The organism is Pseudomonas sp. WSY_20 (genome assembly GCF_043104335.1).
In the GTDB taxonomy this organism is placed as follows: Bacteria; Pseudomonadota; Gammaproteobacteria; order Pseudomonadales; family Pseudomonadaceae; genus Aquipseudomonas; species Aquipseudomonas parafulva_B.
The window spans coordinates 80722-98252 of sequence record NZ_JBICKP010000045.1; the positions used below are offsets into that span (position 1 = coordinate 80722).

15 protein-coding genes and 4 tRNA genes are annotated in these 17531 nt (G+C 63.3%); 3 read left to right on the forward strand and 16 right to left on the reverse strand.

From position 1 onward, the window contains the following. Positions 1-4: 4 nt before the first annotated feature. The 3 genes from ACF8E5_RS11635 (at position 5) to ACF8E5_RS11645 (ending at position 2838) form a co-directional block, all read left to right on the forward strand. Positions 5-1045, forward strand: a complete 1041-nt coding sequence (locus ACF8E5_RS11635; protein ID WP_058637667.1) for an AraC family transcriptional regulator — start codon at positions 5-7, stop codon at positions 1043-1045. Positions 1046-1480: 435 nt separating this feature from the next. Continuing rightward, entirely contained in the window at positions 1481-2182 is a 702-nt protein-coding gene (locus tag ACF8E5_RS11640; protein ID WP_058637668.1) for a 3-oxoacid CoA-transferase subunit A, read from the forward strand. Then, positions 2179-2838 (forward strand): 3-oxoacid CoA-transferase subunit B, encoded by a 660-nt coding sequence (locus tag ACF8E5_RS11645; protein WP_058637669.1) that lies wholly within the window; start codon positions 2179-2181, stop codon positions 2836-2838. The genes ACF8E5_RS11640 and ACF8E5_RS11645 overlap by 4 nt, the downstream gene beginning before the upstream one ends. A gap of 49 nt (positions 2839-2887) precedes the next feature. On the opposite strand, the gene ACF8E5_RS11650 is transcribed toward ACF8E5_RS11645, so the two are convergent. The 16 genes from ACF8E5_RS11650 to ACF8E5_RS11725 all read right to left on the reverse strand — a co-directional run bounded on the left by ACF8E5_RS11650 (position 2888) and on the right by ACF8E5_RS11725 (position 17447). Further along, positions 2888-3766 carry a DUF2242 domain-containing protein gene (locus tag ACF8E5_RS11650; RefSeq protein ID WP_392475305.1) on the reverse strand — a complete coding sequence of 293 codons (879 nt, stop codon included), beginning with the start codon at positions 3764-3766 and terminating at the stop codon, positions 2888-2890. Between the two features lie 196 nt (positions 3767-3962). After that, positions 3963-4039: transfer RNA gene (locus tag ACF8E5_RS11655), tRNA-Asp, on the reverse strand. A 133-nt stretch (positions 4040-4172) separates the two neighbouring features. Then, positions 4173-4249, reverse strand: a tRNA-Asp gene (locus ACF8E5_RS11660). A gap of 98 nt (positions 4250-4347) precedes the next feature. Further along, a tRNA-Asp gene (locus ACF8E5_RS11665) sits at positions 4348-4424 on the reverse strand. A gap of 66 nt (positions 4425-4490) precedes the next feature. After that, positions 4491-4566, reverse strand: a tRNA-Val gene (locus ACF8E5_RS11670). Between the two features lie 220 nt (positions 4567-4786). Further along, entirely contained in the window at positions 4787-5560 is a 774-nt protein-coding gene (locus ACF8E5_RS11675) for an SDR family oxidoreductase (protein WP_058605532.1), read from the reverse strand. Beyond that, positions 5557-6768, reverse strand: a complete 1212-nt coding sequence (locus ACF8E5_RS11680; RefSeq protein WP_027916499.1) for an O-succinylhomoserine sulfhydrylase — start codon at positions 6766-6768, stop codon at positions 5557-5559. The genes ACF8E5_RS11675 and ACF8E5_RS11680 overlap by 4 nt, the downstream gene beginning before the upstream one ends. A gap of 17 nt (positions 6769-6785) precedes the next feature. After that, complete coding sequence (gene purF / locus ACF8E5_RS11685; RefSeq protein WP_058605533.1) at positions 6786-8291, reverse strand: amidophosphoribosyltransferase; 1506 nt, start codon at positions 8289-8291, stop codon at positions 6786-6788. Between the two features lie 42 nt (positions 8292-8333). Next, a complete protein-coding gene (locus ACF8E5_RS11690; protein ID WP_058605534.1) occupies positions 8334-8891 on the reverse strand; it encodes a CvpA family protein in 558 nt (185 codons plus the stop codon). 159 nt (positions 8892-9050) lie between these two features. Next, positions 9051-9707, reverse strand: a complete 657-nt coding sequence (locus tag ACF8E5_RS11695; protein ID WP_058605535.1) for an SPOR domain-containing protein — start codon at positions 9705-9707, stop codon at positions 9051-9053. Beyond that, on the reverse strand, positions 9691-10998 hold the full coding sequence (gene folC / locus ACF8E5_RS11700) for a bifunctional tetrahydrofolate synthase/dihydrofolate synthase (RefSeq protein ID WP_392475306.1): 1308 nt from the start codon (positions 10996-10998) through the stop codon (positions 9691-9693). The genes ACF8E5_RS11695 and folC overlap by 17 nt, the downstream gene beginning before the upstream one ends. After that, complete coding sequence (gene accD / locus ACF8E5_RS11705; RefSeq protein ID WP_023535975.1) at positions 10998-11891, reverse strand: acetyl-CoA carboxylase, carboxyltransferase subunit beta; 894 nt, start codon at positions 11889-11891, stop codon at positions 10998-11000. The genes folC and accD overlap by 1 nt, the downstream gene beginning before the upstream one ends. 219 nt (positions 11892-12110) lie before the next feature. Next, a complete protein-coding gene (locus ACF8E5_RS11710) occupies positions 12111-12731 on the reverse strand; it encodes a phosphoribosylanthranilate isomerase (protein ID WP_145256428.1) in 621 nt (206 codons plus the stop codon). Positions 12732-12789: 58 nt separating this feature from the next. Then, positions 12790-13644 (reverse strand): tRNA pseudouridine(38-40) synthase TruA, encoded by an 855-nt coding sequence (truA, locus tag ACF8E5_RS11715; protein ID WP_058605539.1) that lies wholly within the window; start codon positions 13642-13644, stop codon positions 12790-12792. Positions 13645-13755: 111 nt separating this feature from the next. Next, positions 13756-16371 carry a FimV/HubP family polar landmark protein gene (locus ACF8E5_RS11720; RefSeq protein WP_392475308.1) on the reverse strand — a complete coding sequence of 872 codons (2616 nt, stop codon included), beginning with the start codon at positions 16369-16371 and terminating at the stop codon, positions 13756-13758. Positions 16372-16442: 71 nt separating this feature from the next. Further along, positions 16443-17447, reverse strand: coding sequence for an aspartate-semialdehyde dehydrogenase (locus tag ACF8E5_RS11725; RefSeq protein ID WP_392475309.1), 1005 nt, complete (start codon positions 17445-17447; stop codon positions 16443-16445). Positions 17448-17531 lie beyond the last annotated feature (84 nt).

The following is a 17531-nucleotide window of genomic DNA, read 5'->3' on the forward strand; positions in this document are numbered from 1 at the left end:
CACCATGAGCCGCCCGCAGGTAAGGCTGGGCGACCTGTCGGTAGGCTTCGTGCAACCCTTGGCGGACGCGATTCGACGGCTGGGCCACGACCCTGCACCCTTGCTCGAACGCTATGGCCTGGACACGGCGCGGCTGGCCCAGGCCAATGCGCGCCTGTCGATACCGCGCTACATGCACCTGGGCCACGCCGCCATCGCATTGTGCGCCGAACCTGCACTGGGTTTGCAGATTGGCCAGTTAAGCCGGCTGGCCCATACCGGGCTGGCCGGGGTCACGGCAGCGCAAGCGCCAACCCTGGGCGAGGCGGCGCGCACCTTGCTGCGCTTCGAGCCGCTGTACGCCTCCAACTATCGAGGCCAGTCCACTTACTGCGAAGATGGCGAAGGCGCCTGGCTGCGTTTTTACTCCATCAGCCCGTACAACGCCTATAACCGCTTTGTGGTCGACTCGCTGCTCGCCGGCTGGCTGGCCCAGCTGGGCGACCTGGTCGGTACGCCAGTGCTGGCCGAGCGCGTGGACATCGAGTTTGCAGCCCCAAGCTACGCCCCCCTCTATCAGCCCCTGTGCAGCGCGCCGGTCCGCTTTGCCGCCGAGTGCAACCAGTTGCGCCTGAGCCGCGCCACGCTGCAACTGCCAAACCCCAGGCATTGCCCCAGCACCTGGCATCAACTGCTGACCGTAAGCGAGGCACACATGCAGCAGCTGACGCGCGTGCGTAGCCTGGGCGAACGCATCACCCACCTGCTCGGGCCGCTGCTCAATGGGGGACGTGAGCCGGAGCTCGACGAAATTGCCCTGCAGCTTCAACTGCCGCCCTGGACGCTGCGGCGCAGGCTGGCAGAAGAAGGCACGCGTTTTCGTGACCTGTTGAACGGCACGCGGCGTGACCTGGCCGAGACCTACATCCGCGATACCCAGTTGAGCTTCGGCGAAATCGCCTACCTGCTGGGGTTCGCTTCGGCAGAGGCCTTCCAGCGCGCGTTCAAGCGCTGGACTGGCCTTACGCCTGGCACGTACCGCCGCACGCAGCGACGCGGGGACTAGAGTTCGGTTGCGTCTTCTGCCGGTTCGGGCGTGTCCATCTCGTGGGCCTGAAATTCCAGTAGCTCTTCCTGGTAATCGTCCATCTTCCTGCGTCCTTATCCGAATACGGGTTGCTGAGTTCGTCGGCACCTTAGCGGTGACATGACATGGGGGTGACGTGACGATGCATTTCGCGCCGTGCGCCCTCTCGTATCAGGAACATGGACCTGTGGGCGGGCGCGTTCGTTTAATCCAATACGTCCCTAACACGGACCGACGCGGCGCGCGCTTGCAACAATGGTTCGGTAATCGCCCAGAAACTGCCTTGACCACTGCGCCCATGGCCCGGCTTGCGGCAAGCTAGCTCACGTTCATCCCCCATCAAGCGCCAGCCAGTGCTGGGCGCATCGTGCACTGCACGATGGCATTTTTAAAAGCATCGACGGGAGCTACGCCTTGATCGACAAGACCCATGCAACCATTGCCAGCGCCGTGGCGGGCATCACCGATGGCTCGACCCTGCTAGTCGGCGGCTTCGGTACCGCTGGCATGCCCTCTGAGCTCATAGACGGGTTGATCGCCACGGGTGCACGCGACCTGACCATCATCAGCAACAATGCTGGCAACGGCGACACCGGCCTCGCTGCATTGCTCAAGGCCGCACGCGTGCGCAAGATCATCTGTTCGTTCCCGCGCCAATCCGACTCGTATGTTTTCGACGCCTTGTACCGGGCTGGCAAGATCGAGCTGGAGGTCGTACCGCAAGGTAACCTGGCCGAGCGCATTCGCGCGGCAGGCTCTGGCATCGGCGCCTTCTTTTCACCCACCGGCTATGGCACCTTGCTCGCCGAAGGCAAGGAAACGCGGGAGATCGACGGTCGCCAGTACGTACTGGAGATGCCGTTGCATGCCGATTTCGCCTTGATCAAGGCGCACAAGGGTGATCGCTGGGGCAACCTGATCTACCGCAAGGCCGCCCGCAATTTCGGACCGATCATGGCCATGGCTGCCAAGACTGCAATCGTCCAGGTCGACCAGATCGTCGCGCTGGGTGAGCTGGACCCGGAGCATATCGTCACACCGGGCATCTTCGTGCAACGCGTGGTGGCGGTCCCGGACGCCGCCCATCCAATCACCCATTCTGAGGCCCGTCCATGACCATCACCCAACGACGCTCGCGTGAGGCAATGGCCCAGCGCGTTGCAGCCGACATCGAGGAAGGTGCCTACGTCAACCTGGGTATCGGCGCACCCACCCTGGTCGCCAACTACCTGGGCGACAAGGAAGTGTTCCTGCACAGTGAAAATGGTGTACTGGGCATGGGCCCAAGCCCTGCGCCAGGCGAGGAGGACGATGACTTGATCAACGCTGGCAAGCAGCATGTGACGCTGCTGACCGGTGGCGCCTATTTCCACCATGCCGATTCATTTTCGATGATGCGCGGTGGGCACCTGGACATCGCCGTGCTCGGCGCTTTCCAGGTTTCCGTAAACGGCGACCTGGCTAACTGGCACACCGGCGCCGAGGGGTCGATCCCGGCAGTGGGCGGCGCGATGGACCTGGCCACCGGCGCCCGACAGGTGTTCGTGATGATGGACCACCTGACCAAAACCGGCGAAAGCAAACTGGTGAGCAAATGCACCTACCCGCTGACAGGCATTGGTTGCGTGAGCCGCATCTACACGGACCTCGCGGTAATGGACGTGACACCAGCGGGGCTCGAAGTGGTCGAGATTTGCGCGCAAATCACGTTCCAAGCGCTGCAAGAACTCAGCGGCGTGCCGCTGATCGACCGGTCTGTCAAACCTGGCTAGGGCCTGGCCGCCTCGACGCCCGAATCGTGGCGGCACCGGCCCTGCAGACTCATGGCGTCGAGGGCTGGCCTTGAGGGGCCGTTTGATCCTGCGGGGCTGGCGTGACCGGCTCAGCCTGCTGCACCTCGATGGGTGCTGCATCGGCGGGAGGCGCGACGGGCTGCGAGCTCAGTTGATCCCCACTGGCAGGTGCCTGGACAGTCTGCTGGTCGGGCGCAAACGCGGCGGGTGAGGCACCGTCCTTGGGGGCCGTGTCTGGCGCAGCCGGTGCAGCCTCGACCGGTACCGGCGCCGGGCTGGCCGCAGCCTGCTCCGGCAAGCCCAGTTCCACCGCAGGCTTCTCGGTCTTCGGCGCGGGTTGTTCGGCCTTGGGCTGGCTCAACGATTGCGCCTTGGGCTTGGGCTTGGGCAGGTAACTTTCCACCAACGCGAAGTAGCGGTCGTAAAACTGCGCGGCCGTGACTGTCTCACTGGCGACTTTCACCATCGAGTCATCGCTCGAGCCAATCGGCATCGACACCGAACCCAGCACCCCTACGCCCAAGCTTGCCGATGTATTGGACTTTTTCAGGGCATAGCGGTCCTGCAGGGCATTGGCGAACATGGTCGAGTGCTGTTCGTCGCTCGCATCCGGGGCACACGTGACGTTGAAGCTGATCTGCAGGTGGTTATCGCTGTTCTGCTGGAAGCTCTTGTTGCCGACCACCTGGTTGGGGCCGCTGCTGGTGATGATATAGCCTTGGCTGAGCAACGCACGGCGGGCCGCTTCGCAGGAGTTGGCATCACCTAAGGGAAAGCTGCGCGAGAACGTGCCTGAGTCATCGAAGTTCTCATGCTCGTACACCGCAGGTTTCTTGGACGCACAACCGCTCAGTACGGCCAACAGGGCGGCCAGCACGAGCGCACCAGAAACGGAAGATCTTGTCATCGAGGGTTCCGGGTATTTCAAGAAGGTGCCTATTGTGCAACACAGCAGCCAGGTACAGGAACCACTGGTCGGTGAAGTACCCGCAAGGTTTCATGCAGGCGGCAAGGTAAATACGGCAAACGCCAAAAACGCAAAAAGCGACCCGAAGGTCGCTTTCACGTAGCGCCAAGGTGTTCAAAGGCCCTTGGAGCGAAGATGGCGCAGCGGACGGGACTCGAACCCGCGACCCCCGGCGTGACAGGCCGGTATTCTAACCGACTGAACTACCGCTGCGTATCATTCAGGCTTACGCCCGATTGAAACTTGGGTCTACCCACCAGATAAGCTGGGGGAAGGCATGAAAAACGGTGCAATGACCATTCGTTCATGGGTGCCTCAAGGTGTTCTAGGGACCTTGGAGCGAAGATGGCGCAGCGGACGGGACTCGAACCCGCGACCCCCGGCGTGACAGGCCGGTATTCTAACCGACTGAACTACCGCTGCGTATCGTTCAGGCTTGCGCCCGATTGAAACTGGGTCAGCCCAAGGTGCTGGACCTTGTGGCTTCAGACCGGCGACAAGCACCCATCTGTTAATCAAAATGGCGCAGCGGACGGGACTCGAACCCGCGACCCCCGGCGTGACAGGCCGGTATTCTAACCGACTGAACTACCGCTGCGCAGTGCATTCCTCTCTGGCTGTTAGCTTCTTGCGAAGCCTTGAGCGTCAGGAACATCTCAGGAAGTGGTGGGTGATGACGGGATCGAACCGCCGACCCTCTGCTTGTAAGGCAGATGCTCTCCCGGCTGAGCTAATCACCCTCGCGATGTAACGTGTTGCGTTTGCTTCGCTGAGGCCGCGAAATTTACGCAGGTGACGACGCTAAGTCAATAGCCCTGTTGAGTTTTTTTCCAACTCGCAGGTGCGGCTAACGCTAACCCAGTGCAAAGCCGAGCACACCTTGATTTGTGCCCAGCCAAGCCCGGGCACGAAAAAGGGACCTTGCGGTCCCCTCCTCTTCTGGTCTGTCCAAAAGGGCCTTCAGGTGTAAATCATCTTGCGGGTCATGCCGCCGTCGACCACGAACTCCTGACCGGTCACGAACGCTGCTTGCCGGGACAGCAGCCAGGCGACCATCGCTGCAACGTCCTCGACGGTGCCCACGCGACCGGTGGGGTGCTGGGCGTGGTCAGCATTGCTCAACGGCTCGGCACGGCGCTGAGAGGGATCCCGGGCATCGATCCACCCCGGGCTCACGGCGTTGACACGAATCTCCGGGCCCAGGCTGATGGCCAGCGCATGGGTGAGTGCCACAAGGCCCCCTTTGCTGGCGGCATAAGCTTCAGTGTCAGGCTCGGACTGCCGCGCCCGCGTGGACGTCAGGTTGACGATGGCGCCATTGTGCGCGCGCAGGTAAGGCGCACAGTGCTTGGCCAGCAGCATCGGGCCATTGAGATTGACGGCCAGCACGCGGTTCCATTGAGCCAGGCTCAGGCTTTCAAGCGTCTGGCTGTGGGGGTTGGCAATCGCAGCATTGCACACCAGCGCGTCAAGCCTGCCGAATTGCCCGAGCACCTCGGACACCCCGGCACTGACCTGGGACTCATCTGCCACATCCATGGTGATGAACCAGGCGTTATCCCCCAGGGCCTTGGCCGCTTTCGCCCCCCGCTGGCGGTCGAGGTCACTGAGCACCACCTGCCAACCTTCGCAGATCAGCCAGGCGGCGATGCCAAGGCCGATACCGCGCGCAGCACCGGTGACCAAAGCGACCCGGCCGTTGTGGCCGGGCGTGTTGAGACCAATTTCGATCACAATGCCGCCAGTCCACGCGCCAGGTCGGCCTGCAGATCCGCCACGTCCTCCAAGCCCACGGCCACACGAATCAGGCTGTCGCGGATGCCGGCAGCCGCACGTTCCTGGGGCGTCAGGCGGCCGTGGGAGGTGGTGGCCGGATGAGCGATGGTGGTCTTGCTGTCACCCAGGTTGGTGGTGATCGAAACGACCCGTGTAGCATCGATGAAGCGCCAGGCCCCTTCCTTGCCGCCCTTGACTTCGAAGCTCACCACAGCGCCGAAGCCACTCATCTGGCGCTTGGCCAATTCGTGCTGCGGATGGCTTGGTAGGCCGGCGTAATGCACTTTTTCAATACCGTCCTGCTGTTCCAGCCATTGCGCCAGTGCCTGAGCACTCTCGCAGTGAGCCCGCATACGCAGACGCAGCGTCTCCAGGCCCTTGGTGAATACCCACGCGTTGAATGGGCTGAGCGTCGGGCCTGCCGTGCGCAGGAAACCGACCACTTCCTTCATCTGTTCGGCACGGCCTGCCACTGCACCGCCCATGCAGCGGCCTTGGCCATCGATGAACTTGGTGGCGGAGTGGAAGACGATGTCGGCACCGAGTTTGAGCGGTTGCTGCAAGGCCGGTGTGCTGAAGCAGTTGTCGACCACCAGCATGGCCCCACGGGCATGGGCGATTTCGCTGAGCGCAGCGATATCGACCAATTCGGCCAGTGGGTTGGACGGCGACTCGACGATCAGCAGCTTGGTATTGGCCTGTATGGCCTGCTCCCAGCCGGCAAGATCGACCAACGGCACGTAGTCCACCTGCAAGCCGAAGCGCTTGAAATACTTCTCGAACAGGCTGATGGTCGACCCGAACACGCTCTGAGAGACCAGTACGTGGTCGCCTGCACTGCACAGCGACATGACCACGGCCAGAATCGACGCCATGCCGGTGGAGGTGGCCACGGCCTGCTCGGCACCCTCCATCGCCGCCAGGCGCTCTTCGAATGCCCGTACGGTCGGATTGGTATAGCGCGAATAGACATTGCCCGGGGTTTCACCGGCAAAACGCGCAGCCGCATCGGCAGCCGTACGGAACACGTAGCTGGAGGTCAGGAACAGCGCTTCGCTGTGCTCGGCCTCCGGTGAACGGCACTGACCGGCGCGCACTGCCAGGGTGTCGAAGCCGACACCCTCCAGGTCGCTGTCCAGTCGCCCGGCATCCCATTGATCGGTCATGCCATCGCTCCCTGAAATCAGTTGTTGTAGAGGTCGATGATTGCGCTGACCGCCTGCGTCTTGACCTTGGCCAGGTCATTGCGGGCCTGCTCGATGCGGTCAAGGTAGGCTTCGTCGATATCGCCAGTGACGTACTCACCGTTGAATACCGCGCAATCGAAGTGCTCGATCTTGATCTTGCCGCCACCGACCGAATCGATCAGGTCAGGCAGGTCCTGGTAGACCAGCCAGTCGGCGCCAATCAACTCGGCCACCTGCTCGGTGGTACGGTTGTGGGCGATCAGTTCGTGAGCGCTCGGCATGTCGATGCCGTAGACGTTGGGGTAGCGCACTGCAGGGGCTGCGGAGCAGAAATAGACATTCTTGGCGCCGGCCTCGCGCGCCATCTGGATGATCTGCTTGCAGGTGGTGCCGCGCACGATGGAGTCGTCAACCAGCATGACGTTCTTGCCGCGGAACTCAAGCTCGATGGCATTGAGCTTCTGGCGGACCGACTTCTTGCGGGCAGCCTGGCCCGGCATGATGAAGGTGCGGCCGATGTAGCGGTTCTTGACGAAGCCTTCGCGGAATTTCACGCCCAGGTGGTTGGCCAACTCAAGCGCGGCCGTGCGGCTGGTGTCCGGAATGGGGATGACCACGTCGATGCCGTGGTCCGGGCGTTCGCGCTGGATCTTGTCGGCGAGCTTCTCGCCCATGCGCAGACGCGCCTTGTACACCGAGACACCGTCCATGATCGAGTCCGGGCGGGCCAGGTAGACGTGTTCGAAAATGCAGGGCTGCAGTTTCGGCGCCTCGGCACACTGCTTGGTGTACAGCTGACCTTCTTCGGTGATGTAGACCGCCTCGCCTGGCGCCAGGTCGCGAATCAGGGTGAAGCCGAGCACGTCGAGCGCAACGCTTTCCGAAGCAATCATGTACTCCACGCCTTCGTCGGTGTGGCGCTGACCGAAGACGACCGGGCGGATACCGTTGGGATCGCGGAAACCGACGATGCCGTAGCCGGTGATCATGGCAACGACAGCGTAACCGCCGACGCAACGGCTGTGTACATGGGAGACCGCGGCGAACACGTCCTCTTCGGTAGGCTGCAACTTGCCGCGCACGGCCAGCTCATGGGCGAATACGTTGAGCAGCACTTCGGAATCGGAGTTGGTGTTGACGTGACGCAGGTCCGACTCGTAGATCTCCTTGGCCAACTGCTCGACGTTGGTGAGGTTGCCGTTGTGGGCCAGGGTGATGCCGTAGGGCGAGTTGACGTAGAACGGCTGGGCCTCGGCGGAGGTCGAGCTGCCCGCCGTCGGGTAGCGCACATGGCCGATGCCGATGCTGCCCACCAGGCGTTGCATGTGGCGCTGCTGGAACACATCGCGCACCAGGCCATTATCCTTGCGCAGGAACAACCGGCCGTCATGGCTGGTCACGATACCGGCAGCGTCCTGGCCGCGGTGCTGGAGGACCGTAAGCGCGTCATACAGCGCCTGATTGACGTTCGACTTACCGACGATACCGACGATGCCACACATGCGACGCAACCCCTACTTTGATGAAACTTGAGTGAATAGCGCTCAAGGCCGGGTCGGCCCGAGCAGCTGCTCCTTGAACGGAAGATCAGACGGCGTACTGATCGCTCCGCCGGACATCCATTGGCTGGTGAAGCCCACAACCAGGTTTTTGGACCAGTCGGCTACCAGTAGAAACCGAGGTATCAGGCGAGACTCCTGCCACCACGTGTCTTGTTGAACCGGCCCCAGGCTCAGCAGCCCGAGTGCCACGACCACCAGCAGGCCGCCCCTGGCGGCGCCGAAGACCATGCCCAGAAAACGATCGGTGCCCGACAGGCCGGTGACACGAATCAGTTCGCCGATGAGAAAATTGAGCATCGCCCCCACCAGCAAGGTGGCGACGAACAAGATACCGCAGCCTGCGATCACGCGCATGGAGGGCGTCTGGATATAGCTTTCCAGGTACACCGAAAGCGAGCCACCGAACATCCACGCCACCGCACCGGCAATGATCCAGATGAGCAAGGACAGGGCTTCCTTGACGAAGCCGCGTTTGAGACTGATCAGTGTGGAGACGGCGATGATCGCAATGATCGCCCAATCAACCAGGGTAAATGCCACGGTGCTGCCTGCAGATCGTTGAGGCGGCGGATTTTACCAGAGCGACGAGGGCTTGGGTAAGCGGAATGTCAGTGGATGATCCAGCCAGCACAGCGAGCCTGCAGGGCACCGCCCGCAGGCTCGCTGCCTGGCACGGGACGGTGATGCCGCCCCTCGCCTTCAGCTGCGTTCCGGCTGGAAGCGCACGACAAAGCCCTTGAGGCTGTTCTGGCGGTTGATGGCATCGCGGGTGCGCTCGGCGTCGGCACGCTCGATAAGCGGGCCGACATACACCCGGTTCATGCCACCGGCCGCACGGATATAGGCGTTGTAGCCTTGGCTACGCAAGGTCTGCTGAAGCTTCTCGGCGCCTGCCCGGTTGGACAGGCTCGCCAACTGGATCGACCAACTGACCGGCAGGCCGTTGGCGTCGAGTTTGGACGACGCGGCAGCTTTGGTCGACGTCGCAGTTGGCGCAGAAGCGGCCGGCGCCTTGGGCTCGGCCTTGGCCACGGCCGCCGGCGCAGGCTGGGCCTGCTGTGTCTGCGGCGACGGCGTGATGGGTTGGCTGGGCGCACGCGCAGGCGCGGACGACTCGTCTACCACCACCGGCGACGGGTCCGCTTGCTCCGGCAAGGCCTGGGGTTCTGGCACGGCAACAGGGTCGACCTTTACTTCAGGCAGCGACGGTGCAGCAGGCGCTTTTGGGGCATCGACATGCACCTCACGCATTTCATCCTGCCGCGAAAACAGCATCGGCAGGAAAATCACCGCCAGCGCCACCAGCACCAGCGCACCGATCATGCGCTGCTTCATTCCTTTATCCAGCACTGCCATCTATCCCACCCTCCTGGGGATGCCGCTGCAACCATTCCAGCGCCTGAGCGACACAGAAAAACGAACCGAACAGCAGGATCTGATCATCTGCCGTGGCGTTCGCGCACTGCCCCTCCAGGGCAGCGTCGACGCTGGCATAAGACTTCACCGTGGCGCCGAGGTTCGTCAGGGCCTCTGCCAATTGCGCGGCGGGCCGGGTACGCGGGGTGGCAAGCGGCGCAACGGCCCACTCATCGACCAAGGGATGCAAGGACGCAATCACACCCTCGAGGTCCTTGTCGCAAAGCAAGCCGAACACGGCCAGACGCCGACCGATCAGTGGTCGGGATGCCAGACGCCGGGCCAGGTACTGCGCTGCATGTGGGTTATGCCCCACATCCAGCAGCAGCTCCACCGCGACGCCACGCCAGTGGATCACGCGCCGGTCGAGACGACCCGTGATGCGCGTCTGGACCAATGCCTGGCTCAGCTGCGCAGGGCTCCAGGGCAGGCCGCTCAGCAGGTAGGCTTGCAGGGCCAAGGCTGCGTTTTCCATGGGCAGGTCCAGCAGGGGCAGGTCCATCAAGGTGACTTTTTCACCTTCGCCGGACGTCCCGTACCAGCTCCAGCCATGCTCGGCCACCTGAAGGTCGAAGTCGCGACCCCGCAACCGCAGCGGGGCCGCCAGTTCGCTGGCCTTGTCCAGGAGCGGCTGGGGCGGATCGAGGTCGCCACAGAGCGCAGGCTTGCCGGCACGGAAGATACCGGCCTTCTCGAAGGCCACCTGCTCGCGGGTATCGCCCAGGTAATCGATGTGGTCGACCCCGATGCTGGTCACCAGCGCGATGTCGGCGTCCACGACATTCACCGTGTCCAACCGCCCGCCCAGCCCGACTTCCAGCACCACTGCGTCGAGCTGCGAACGCTCGAACAGCCAGAACGCCGCCAGGGTACCCATCTCGAAATAGGTCAGGGAGATTTCGCCGCGCGCCGCCTCGACCGCTGCGAACGCCTCGCACAACTGCGCATCGCTGGCTTCGACGCCGTCGATGATCACCCGCTCGTTGTAGCGCAGCAAGTGCGGCGAGCTGTACACGCCAACCTTCAACCCCTGGGCACGCAGCAGCGAAGCGAGGAACGCGCAGGTCGACCCCTTGCCGTTGGTGCCCGTTACCGTCACCACACGTGGGGCAAGCTTGCCCAACGCCAGGCGCGCCAGCACCGCCTGCGACCGCTCCAGCCCCATGTCGATGGCCGAGGGGTGCAACTGCTCAAGATAGGCGAGCCACTCGCCAAGGGTCCGTTGGGTCATCACGCGACCGCAGCCGCCTCGAGGGCTTCGACCGGCGTCTGCTGGCCGGTCATCTGGGCCAGCAGGCGCGCCAGCCGTGGACGCAGGTCGCCACGAGAGATGATCAGGTCGATGGCACCGTGCTCCAGCAGGAATTCGCTACGCTGGAAGCCTTCAGGCAGCTTCTCGCGTACGGTCTGCTCGATGACGCGCGGGCCGGCAAAGCCGATCAGGGCCTTGGGTTCGCCAACGATGACATCGCCCAGCATCGCCAGGCTGGCGGACACGCCACCGTAGACCGGGTCGGTCAGTACCGAGATGAACGGGATGCCTTCTTCACGCAGACGCGCCAGCACGGCAGAGGTCTTGGCCATCTGCATCAGCGAGATCAGCGCTTCCTGCATGCGGGCACCGCCGGAAGCCGAGAAACACACCATTGGGCAGCGATGCTCCAAGGCATAATTGGCTGCGCGCACGAAGCGCTCGCCGACGATGGCACCCATGGAACCGCCCATGAAGGAGAATTCGAACGCACTGACCACGATCGGCATGCCCATCAGGGTGCCGCTCATGGAGATCAGGGCGTCCTTTTCACCGGTCTGCTTCTGCGCGCCGGTCAGGCGGTCCTTGTACTTCTTGCCGTCGCGGAACTTCAACCGGTCGACCGGCTCAAGATCAGCGCCCAGCTCGGCACGGCCCTCGGCATCCAGGAAGATATCGATGCGAGCACGTGCGCCGATGCGCATGTGGTGGTTGCACTTGGGGCATACGTCCAGGGTCTTTTCCAGCTCCGGACGGTACAGCACGGCCTCACAGGACGGGCATTTGTGCCACAGGCCTTCAGGTACCGAGCTCTTCTTCACCTCGGAACGCATGATGGAAGGGATCAGTTTGTCGACTAACCAGTTGCTCATGCTTTCTTTCTCCAGTATCGGCGGGAGGGGGCCAGCGTAGCCGGCCTGCCCTGCCCTTTTGAGCTCAAATGCTTAAAACGTGGGTGAAACGACGATCCGGGTTCAGTACCCCTGCCGCGCCACCCTGAACAATTCGGTTGACCGCCCCACGCGGGGCCAGCCGGCCCACGGGGCTGAGATAGCTATGGACGATGGCACGCTGCCTGCCGTCACATCTGCTCAAGCCTGTTTCACCGCGCGTACGAATGCTTCTATTCTGGCCGCATCCTTGATGCCCTTGGCTTGCTCGACCCCGCCGCTGACATCGACCGCGTACGGGCGCACCTGGGCGATCGCCTGCCCGACGTTGTCCGCCGACAGGCCACCGGCCAGGATGATCGGCTTGCCCAGGTCGGCAGGCACCAGTGACCAGTCGAACGCTTCGCCCGTGCCCCCAGGCACACCCGGCACGAAGGTGTCCAGCAAGATACCGGATGCGCCAGCATATTGCCGGCACGCAAGTTTCAGGTCGTCATCCGGGCGTACTCGCAGTGCCTTGATCCACGGCCGGTGATGGCCTGCGCAATCGTGCGGGGTTTCATCACCATGGAACTGCAAAAGATCCAGGGGCACCGCTTCGAGTATTTCGCTCAGCTCGCAACGCGTGGCATTGACGAACAACCCGACCGTGGTCACGAAGGGCGGCAGCTCGGCAATGATGGCACGCGCCTGCTGTACGCTCACGGCACGCGGGCTCTTGGCATAGAAGACCAGCCCGATGGCATCGGCGCCGGCCTCGGCAGCTGCCAGAGCGTCTTCGATGCGGGTGATCCCGCAGATTTTACTGCGAACGATGCTCATGGACAGCCACCTGTTTGCGCGGTCAAAGGCGGAATCTTAGCAAATGGCGCTTCGTGCGTCAGTCCGCCAATGCATCGTAGCCCGTCAGAAAGTGTGGGCCAATGTAACGCTCAGGCAGCGCAAACGCCTCTGGGTACTCCACCTGGACCAGGTAAAGCCCGTAGGGGTGGGCCGTGACGCCACCTTCGCGGCGGTCCCGTCCCTCCAGCACCTGGCGCGCCCACTCAACCGGCCGCTCCCCTGCGCCGATAGCCATCAGCACGCCAGCAATGTTGCGCACCATGTGATGCAGGAAGGCGGTAGCCCGGACATCCAGCACGATCATCTGCCCGTGACGCGTCACCCGCAGGTGGTAAATGTGCTTGATCGGCGACTTGGCCTGACACTGGCTAGCGCGGAACGCGCTGAAATCATGGGTGCCAAGCAAACTTGAGGCAGCCTGGGCCATGCGCTCGACGTCGAGCGGGCGATGATTCCAGGTCACCTCCTCGGCCAGGTGAGCAGGCCGAATCGGGTCGTTGTAAATCACGTAGCGATAGCGCCTGGCACAAGCCTTGAACCGCGCATGAAAATCGGCAGGCATGGGCCTGGACCACACGACGCTGATGTCATGGGGCAAGTTGAAATTGGTGCCCATGGTCCAGGCACGTTCATCACGCACCGCTCGGGTGTCGAAGTGCACGACCTGCCCACAGCCATGCACGCCGGCATCGGTACGCCCTGCACAAACGACTGAAATGGGTTCGTTGGCCACTTTGGAAAGTGCCTGTTCCAACGCTTGCTGAACGCTGGGCACGCCGCTGGCCTGACGCTGCCAGCCGCGGTAGCGGGCGCCCTTGTATTCCACACCCAGGGCGATGCGCGTGCAGCCTTCGGCAGCGGATTCGGCCGAGGCGGTGTCGATGATGTCCAAGAATCTGCAACCTGTTGGTGAACCAAATGCCGGGGATTATAACGACAATGGCAGCCGTTCAGGGCTGCCATCAGGTTCACGCGTTACAACCCAAGGGCTTCACGCGAGGGCCTAGACCAGACGCGAAAGCATGTCCTCTGCTTCCTCGCGCTGACGCTCATCGCCATCCTTGACCACTTCATCAAGGATGTCGCGAGCGCCCTGGTGATCACCCATATCGATGTAGGCGCGGGCCAGATCGAGCTTGGTGGCCACTTCGTCGGCTCCGGAAAAGAAATCGAAATCCAGGTCGTCGATCGGTTCGAGCTCAGGTTGCGCAGCGGCGTCCTCGGCAGTGAAGTGAGGCTCCAGGGAGGGCGACTCCAGGCTTTGTGAAAGCTTGTCCAGCTCGGCGTTGACGTCATCGAGCTCGGAGGCGAACTGCTGCGCGCCTGGCGAGTCGTCCTGCAGGGACAGGTCGAAGTCCGCCGGCAGGTCGAAATCGGTGGCCGGATCGAAAGCCGGTACCGGATCGACCGTACTTGGCGCAGCGTCATCCCGACCACCCGCCCCCTCGGGCTCACCGATGTCCAGGTCGAAATCGGACAGGTCCTGGGCGGGTTGAGCTCCAGCACTGGCCTGCGCCAGCAAGGTTTCGAAGTCTGCATCGGCCGGGTCTTGTATCTGCCCTCCTGCAGAGAGCGCCTCATCGGCCGGGTCGGCAGCCGATGTCGCGGGCTCGGGAGAGGGGTCGTCCAGGCTCAAGTCGAAGTTGTCCTCCAGCGCCTGATCATCCAGCGCCGCAGTGTCGAGCGTCGGAATATCGTCGAAGGCGTCCGGCCCGGCGGCGGCCTGTGTGTCCGACTCTGCTGGCTCTGCATGCGGTGAACCTGGCTGATCATCGAGCAGCCCTTGCACATACTGCTCGTCTAGCTTGGCTGCCAAGGCAGCAGCCCCCACGCCGGCTGCGGCGAGGGCCAACATCGCCGGGTAACGCTCGCGAAGGCTGGCCACTTCTGCCGTGTTCCCGGCCGTCGCCGGCAACTGGCGCTCCTGCTCGGCGAATGCGCTTTGATCACCTTGGCGGGCATAGACCTCCATCAACTTCAAGCGCAGGTCATCGCGTCTGGGCGCGCTGGCAACTGCAGGCTCCAGCAGCTCGGTGGCGCGGTTCAGGCGGCCTTCGGCAATGCACGTGTCCGCCTGTGCCAACAATGGCCCATAAGGGTCTGCCGCAGGCTCACGCACAGGCTGTGCAGCCGGTTTTTCAGAGGCCGCTGCGGCTGCCGCTGAGGCGGCGACTGCGGCTGGCGACAGCGTAACAGTCGGGGGCACGACTTCGACGCCATCAAGGCTGTCGTCCTCTGGATCGAAACCCTCGATCTGCTCCTCCTCCAAAGCGCGCGCCATGCGCAAATGCTTTTCGGCTTCCTGTTGGGCCCTGCGCTTACGCGCCAGCAGCCAGAGCAGCAGCGCCAGGACCAAGACGGTAGAACCGGCGATCAGCCATAGCAACCAGCGGCTTGCGAGCACGTCGTCCAGGGTGCTGCCCGACGGAGCTTGTGCGGCGGGTTGAGCGTCTGGCGCAACCGAGGGCGCTGGCGCGATCACGGGTTGATCGGGAACGGTCGGCTGGCTCGCCGTCGGCACCGGATCGGTCACAGGCACAGCCGCCTGGGACGGCGCCGGGGCCTGCTGACCGGGTTCGCCAGGGACAGTCGCTGCTGGCGCAGGGGTAGCCGCGCCTTGCGCTTCCAGCCGGGCCAACTGATCGTTCTTGAGCTCGATCAGGCGCTGCAGCTTGTCCAACTGGCTCTGCAGGTCGGACATGCGGCTTTTGAGTTCTTCGTTGTCGCGGCGACTGGTGTCCAGGCTTTCCTGCGCCACTGCCAACTTGTCGTTCAGCGCCTTGGCCTGCCCAGCACCAGGCTGGTTGCCGGGGCTGACCAGACGCAGGTTGTCGCCTTGGGCGATGGCAGCGGGCGCGGCGTCTGCGGCACCACGCCGGGTGGCGTCGAGCTGGCGGGCACGCGGCCCCAGGCGACGCCCCTCGCGCCAAGCCGCGTACTGCTCAGCGACCTCGCGATTGGCTTCGCCTTGGGCGATGCTCTGGATCTGTTGCTGATCGGGCAGGCGCAATACCTGGCCAACCTTGAGCTGGTTGATGTTGTTGCCGATGAACGCATCCGGGTTCAGCGCCTGGATCGCGATCATCGTTTGCTGGATCGATCCACCCTGGGCATTACGCGCTGCGATCTGCCACAGAGTATCGCGGCGCTGGGTCGTGTAGCTGCCAGGGCCGGTGGTCGCAGCGGCGACATTGCCTGTTGCGGCTTCTGGGCCCTGGGCCTTGGCCTGATCCAGCAGGACGTTGTAGTCACGCAACAGGCGGCCTTGAGGCCACATCACCTGCACCAGGAACTTGACCACTGGCCCCGGCATGGGCTGGCTGGAGGTCACGCGAAGCACGCTTCGGCCATTGGGGTTGATCACGGGCGTGAAGCGCAAGTCCTGCAGGGCGCTCGAGAAGTTCACGCCTGCCTTGGCGAATTCCTCAGGCGGGGCCAGGCTCGGTGCCAACTGCGCCGCGGTCAGGTCTCGCACATCGAGCAGTTCGATCTCGGCCTCCAGGGGCTGGTTCTGCGCCGACTTGAGGGTCAGCTCTCCCAGGCCCAGAGCATTGGCCATGCCCGAGGACAGCGCCGAGGCTGCTGCCATGGCCAGAACCAGTTTGCGGATTCGAAGCATGAACTCTTCCCTTGTATGGATCGTCCCGAAACGTGCAGGCAGAGCAGGACAAAAGTGCCTGCCAGTATCTTTTACAGACCGTGTTTAATCAACAATTGCGCCACCTGCACAGCGTTTAGCGCCGCGCCCTTGCGCACATTGTCGGTGGTCAGCCAAAGGTTGAGCTGCTGCGCTTGATCAACACCATGGCGTACACGTCCAACATAGACCACGTCCTGCCCGACTGCGTCGCCCACCGGCGTTGGATAGTCGTCCAGGTCTACCCGTTCGATGCCAGGCGCCACCTCCAACGCCTGGTTGACGGCCGCCAGATCCACGGCGTGGCGGCACTGCACGGCCACATTGAAGCTATCGCCGAAAAAGACCGGGACTTGAGTGCAGCTTGTTGAAATACTCAGTTCAGGCTGGCCCAACAGCTCGCGCAGCTCCTGCACCATGCGCCGCTCCACGGTGGTATGGCCCTGTTCGTCGACCTTGCCGACCTGGGCCAACACGTTGAAGGCGACCTGGCGGTCGAAGAAGTGCGGTTCCAACGGGCGGGCATTGAGCAACTCGGCCGTTTGCCGCGCAAGCTCGTTGACCGCCTCACGGCCTTGAGCCGACACTGCCAAAGACGCCACCACCTGAACATGCTCGATGTCCAGCAAATGCTTGATCGGGGCCAGGGCGACGGCGGCGGCCACGGCGCCTGAACAGGGGCTGGTGATCAGCGCGGGCAGCTTCAGCCCAGCCACTTGATCGGCGTTGGCTTCTGGAACGACAGCCAGTGCGTTGTCCAGGGCACCGGACAGGTCGATGACGGTGCAGCCCGCTTGCACAGCGTCGGTGGCGAAGCTGCGACTGACCGCGGCACTGGCTGCAAAGAACGCCAGCTTGACCTGCGCGAAATCGAACCCCTCGACCTCACGTACCTTGAGCTTCTTGCCGGCGAACATCACGCTACTGCCCGCTGACTCGATGCTGGCGAGCAGGTGCAGGGTGGCGACCGGGAAATCCAGCTCTTCGAGAATCTGGACCAACGCCTCACCGACGCTGCCGGTGGCACCGACGACGGCGATATCGAATGAAGGTTTCATATTGCAGGCTGCCTCTGGCGAAACGGGAGCGGCACTTTACCTGCATTACACAACCGAGGCCAACGCCGACCCGTGGCAGGGAGT

Bases quoted from the DNA above. Each gene is read 5' to 3' on its own strand.
- ACF8E5_RS11650 (WP_392475305.1), bottom strand. From the start codon at position 3,766: ATGACAAGATCTTCCGTTTCTGGTGCGCTCGTGCTGGCCGCCCTGTTG.
- ACF8E5_RS11725 (WP_392475309.1), bottom strand. From the start codon at position 17,447: ATGAAACCTTCATTCGATATCGCCGTCGTCGGTGCCACCGGCAGCGTC.
- ACF8E5_RS11720 (WP_392475308.1), bottom strand. From the start codon at position 16,371: ATGCTTCGAATCCGCAAACTGGTTCTGGCCATGGCAGCAGCCTCGGCG.
- ACF8E5_RS11695 (WP_058605535.1), bottom strand. From the start codon at position 9,707: ATGGCAGTGCTGGATAAAGGAATGAAGCAGCGCATGATCGGTGCGCTG.
- ACF8E5_RS11680 (WP_027916499.1), bottom strand. From the start codon at position 6,768: ATGACCGATCAATGGGATGCCGGGCGACTGGACAGCGACCTGGAGGGT.
- purF (WP_058605533.1), bottom strand. From the start codon at position 8,291: ATGTGTGGCATCGTCGGTATCGTCGGTAAGTCGAACGTCAATCAGGCG.
- ACF8E5_RS11635 (WP_058637667.1), top strand. From the start codon at position 5: ATGAGCCGCCCGCAGGTAAGGCTGGGCGACCTGTCGGTAGGCTTCGTG.
- ACF8E5_RS11710 (WP_145256428.1), bottom strand. From the start codon at position 12,731: ATGAGCATCGTTCGCAGTAAAATCTGCGGGATCACCCGCATCGAAGAC.
- folC (WP_392475306.1), bottom strand. From the start codon at position 10,998: ATGACCCAACGGACCCTTGGCGAGTGGCTCGCCTATCTTGAGCAGTTG.
- accD (WP_023535975.1), bottom strand. From the start codon at position 11,891: ATGAGCAACTGGTTAGTCGACAAACTGATCCCTTCCATCATGCGTTCC.
- ACF8E5_RS11645 (WP_058637669.1), top strand. From the start codon at position 2,179: ATGACCATCACCCAACGACGCTCGCGTGAGGCAATGGCCCAGCGCGTT.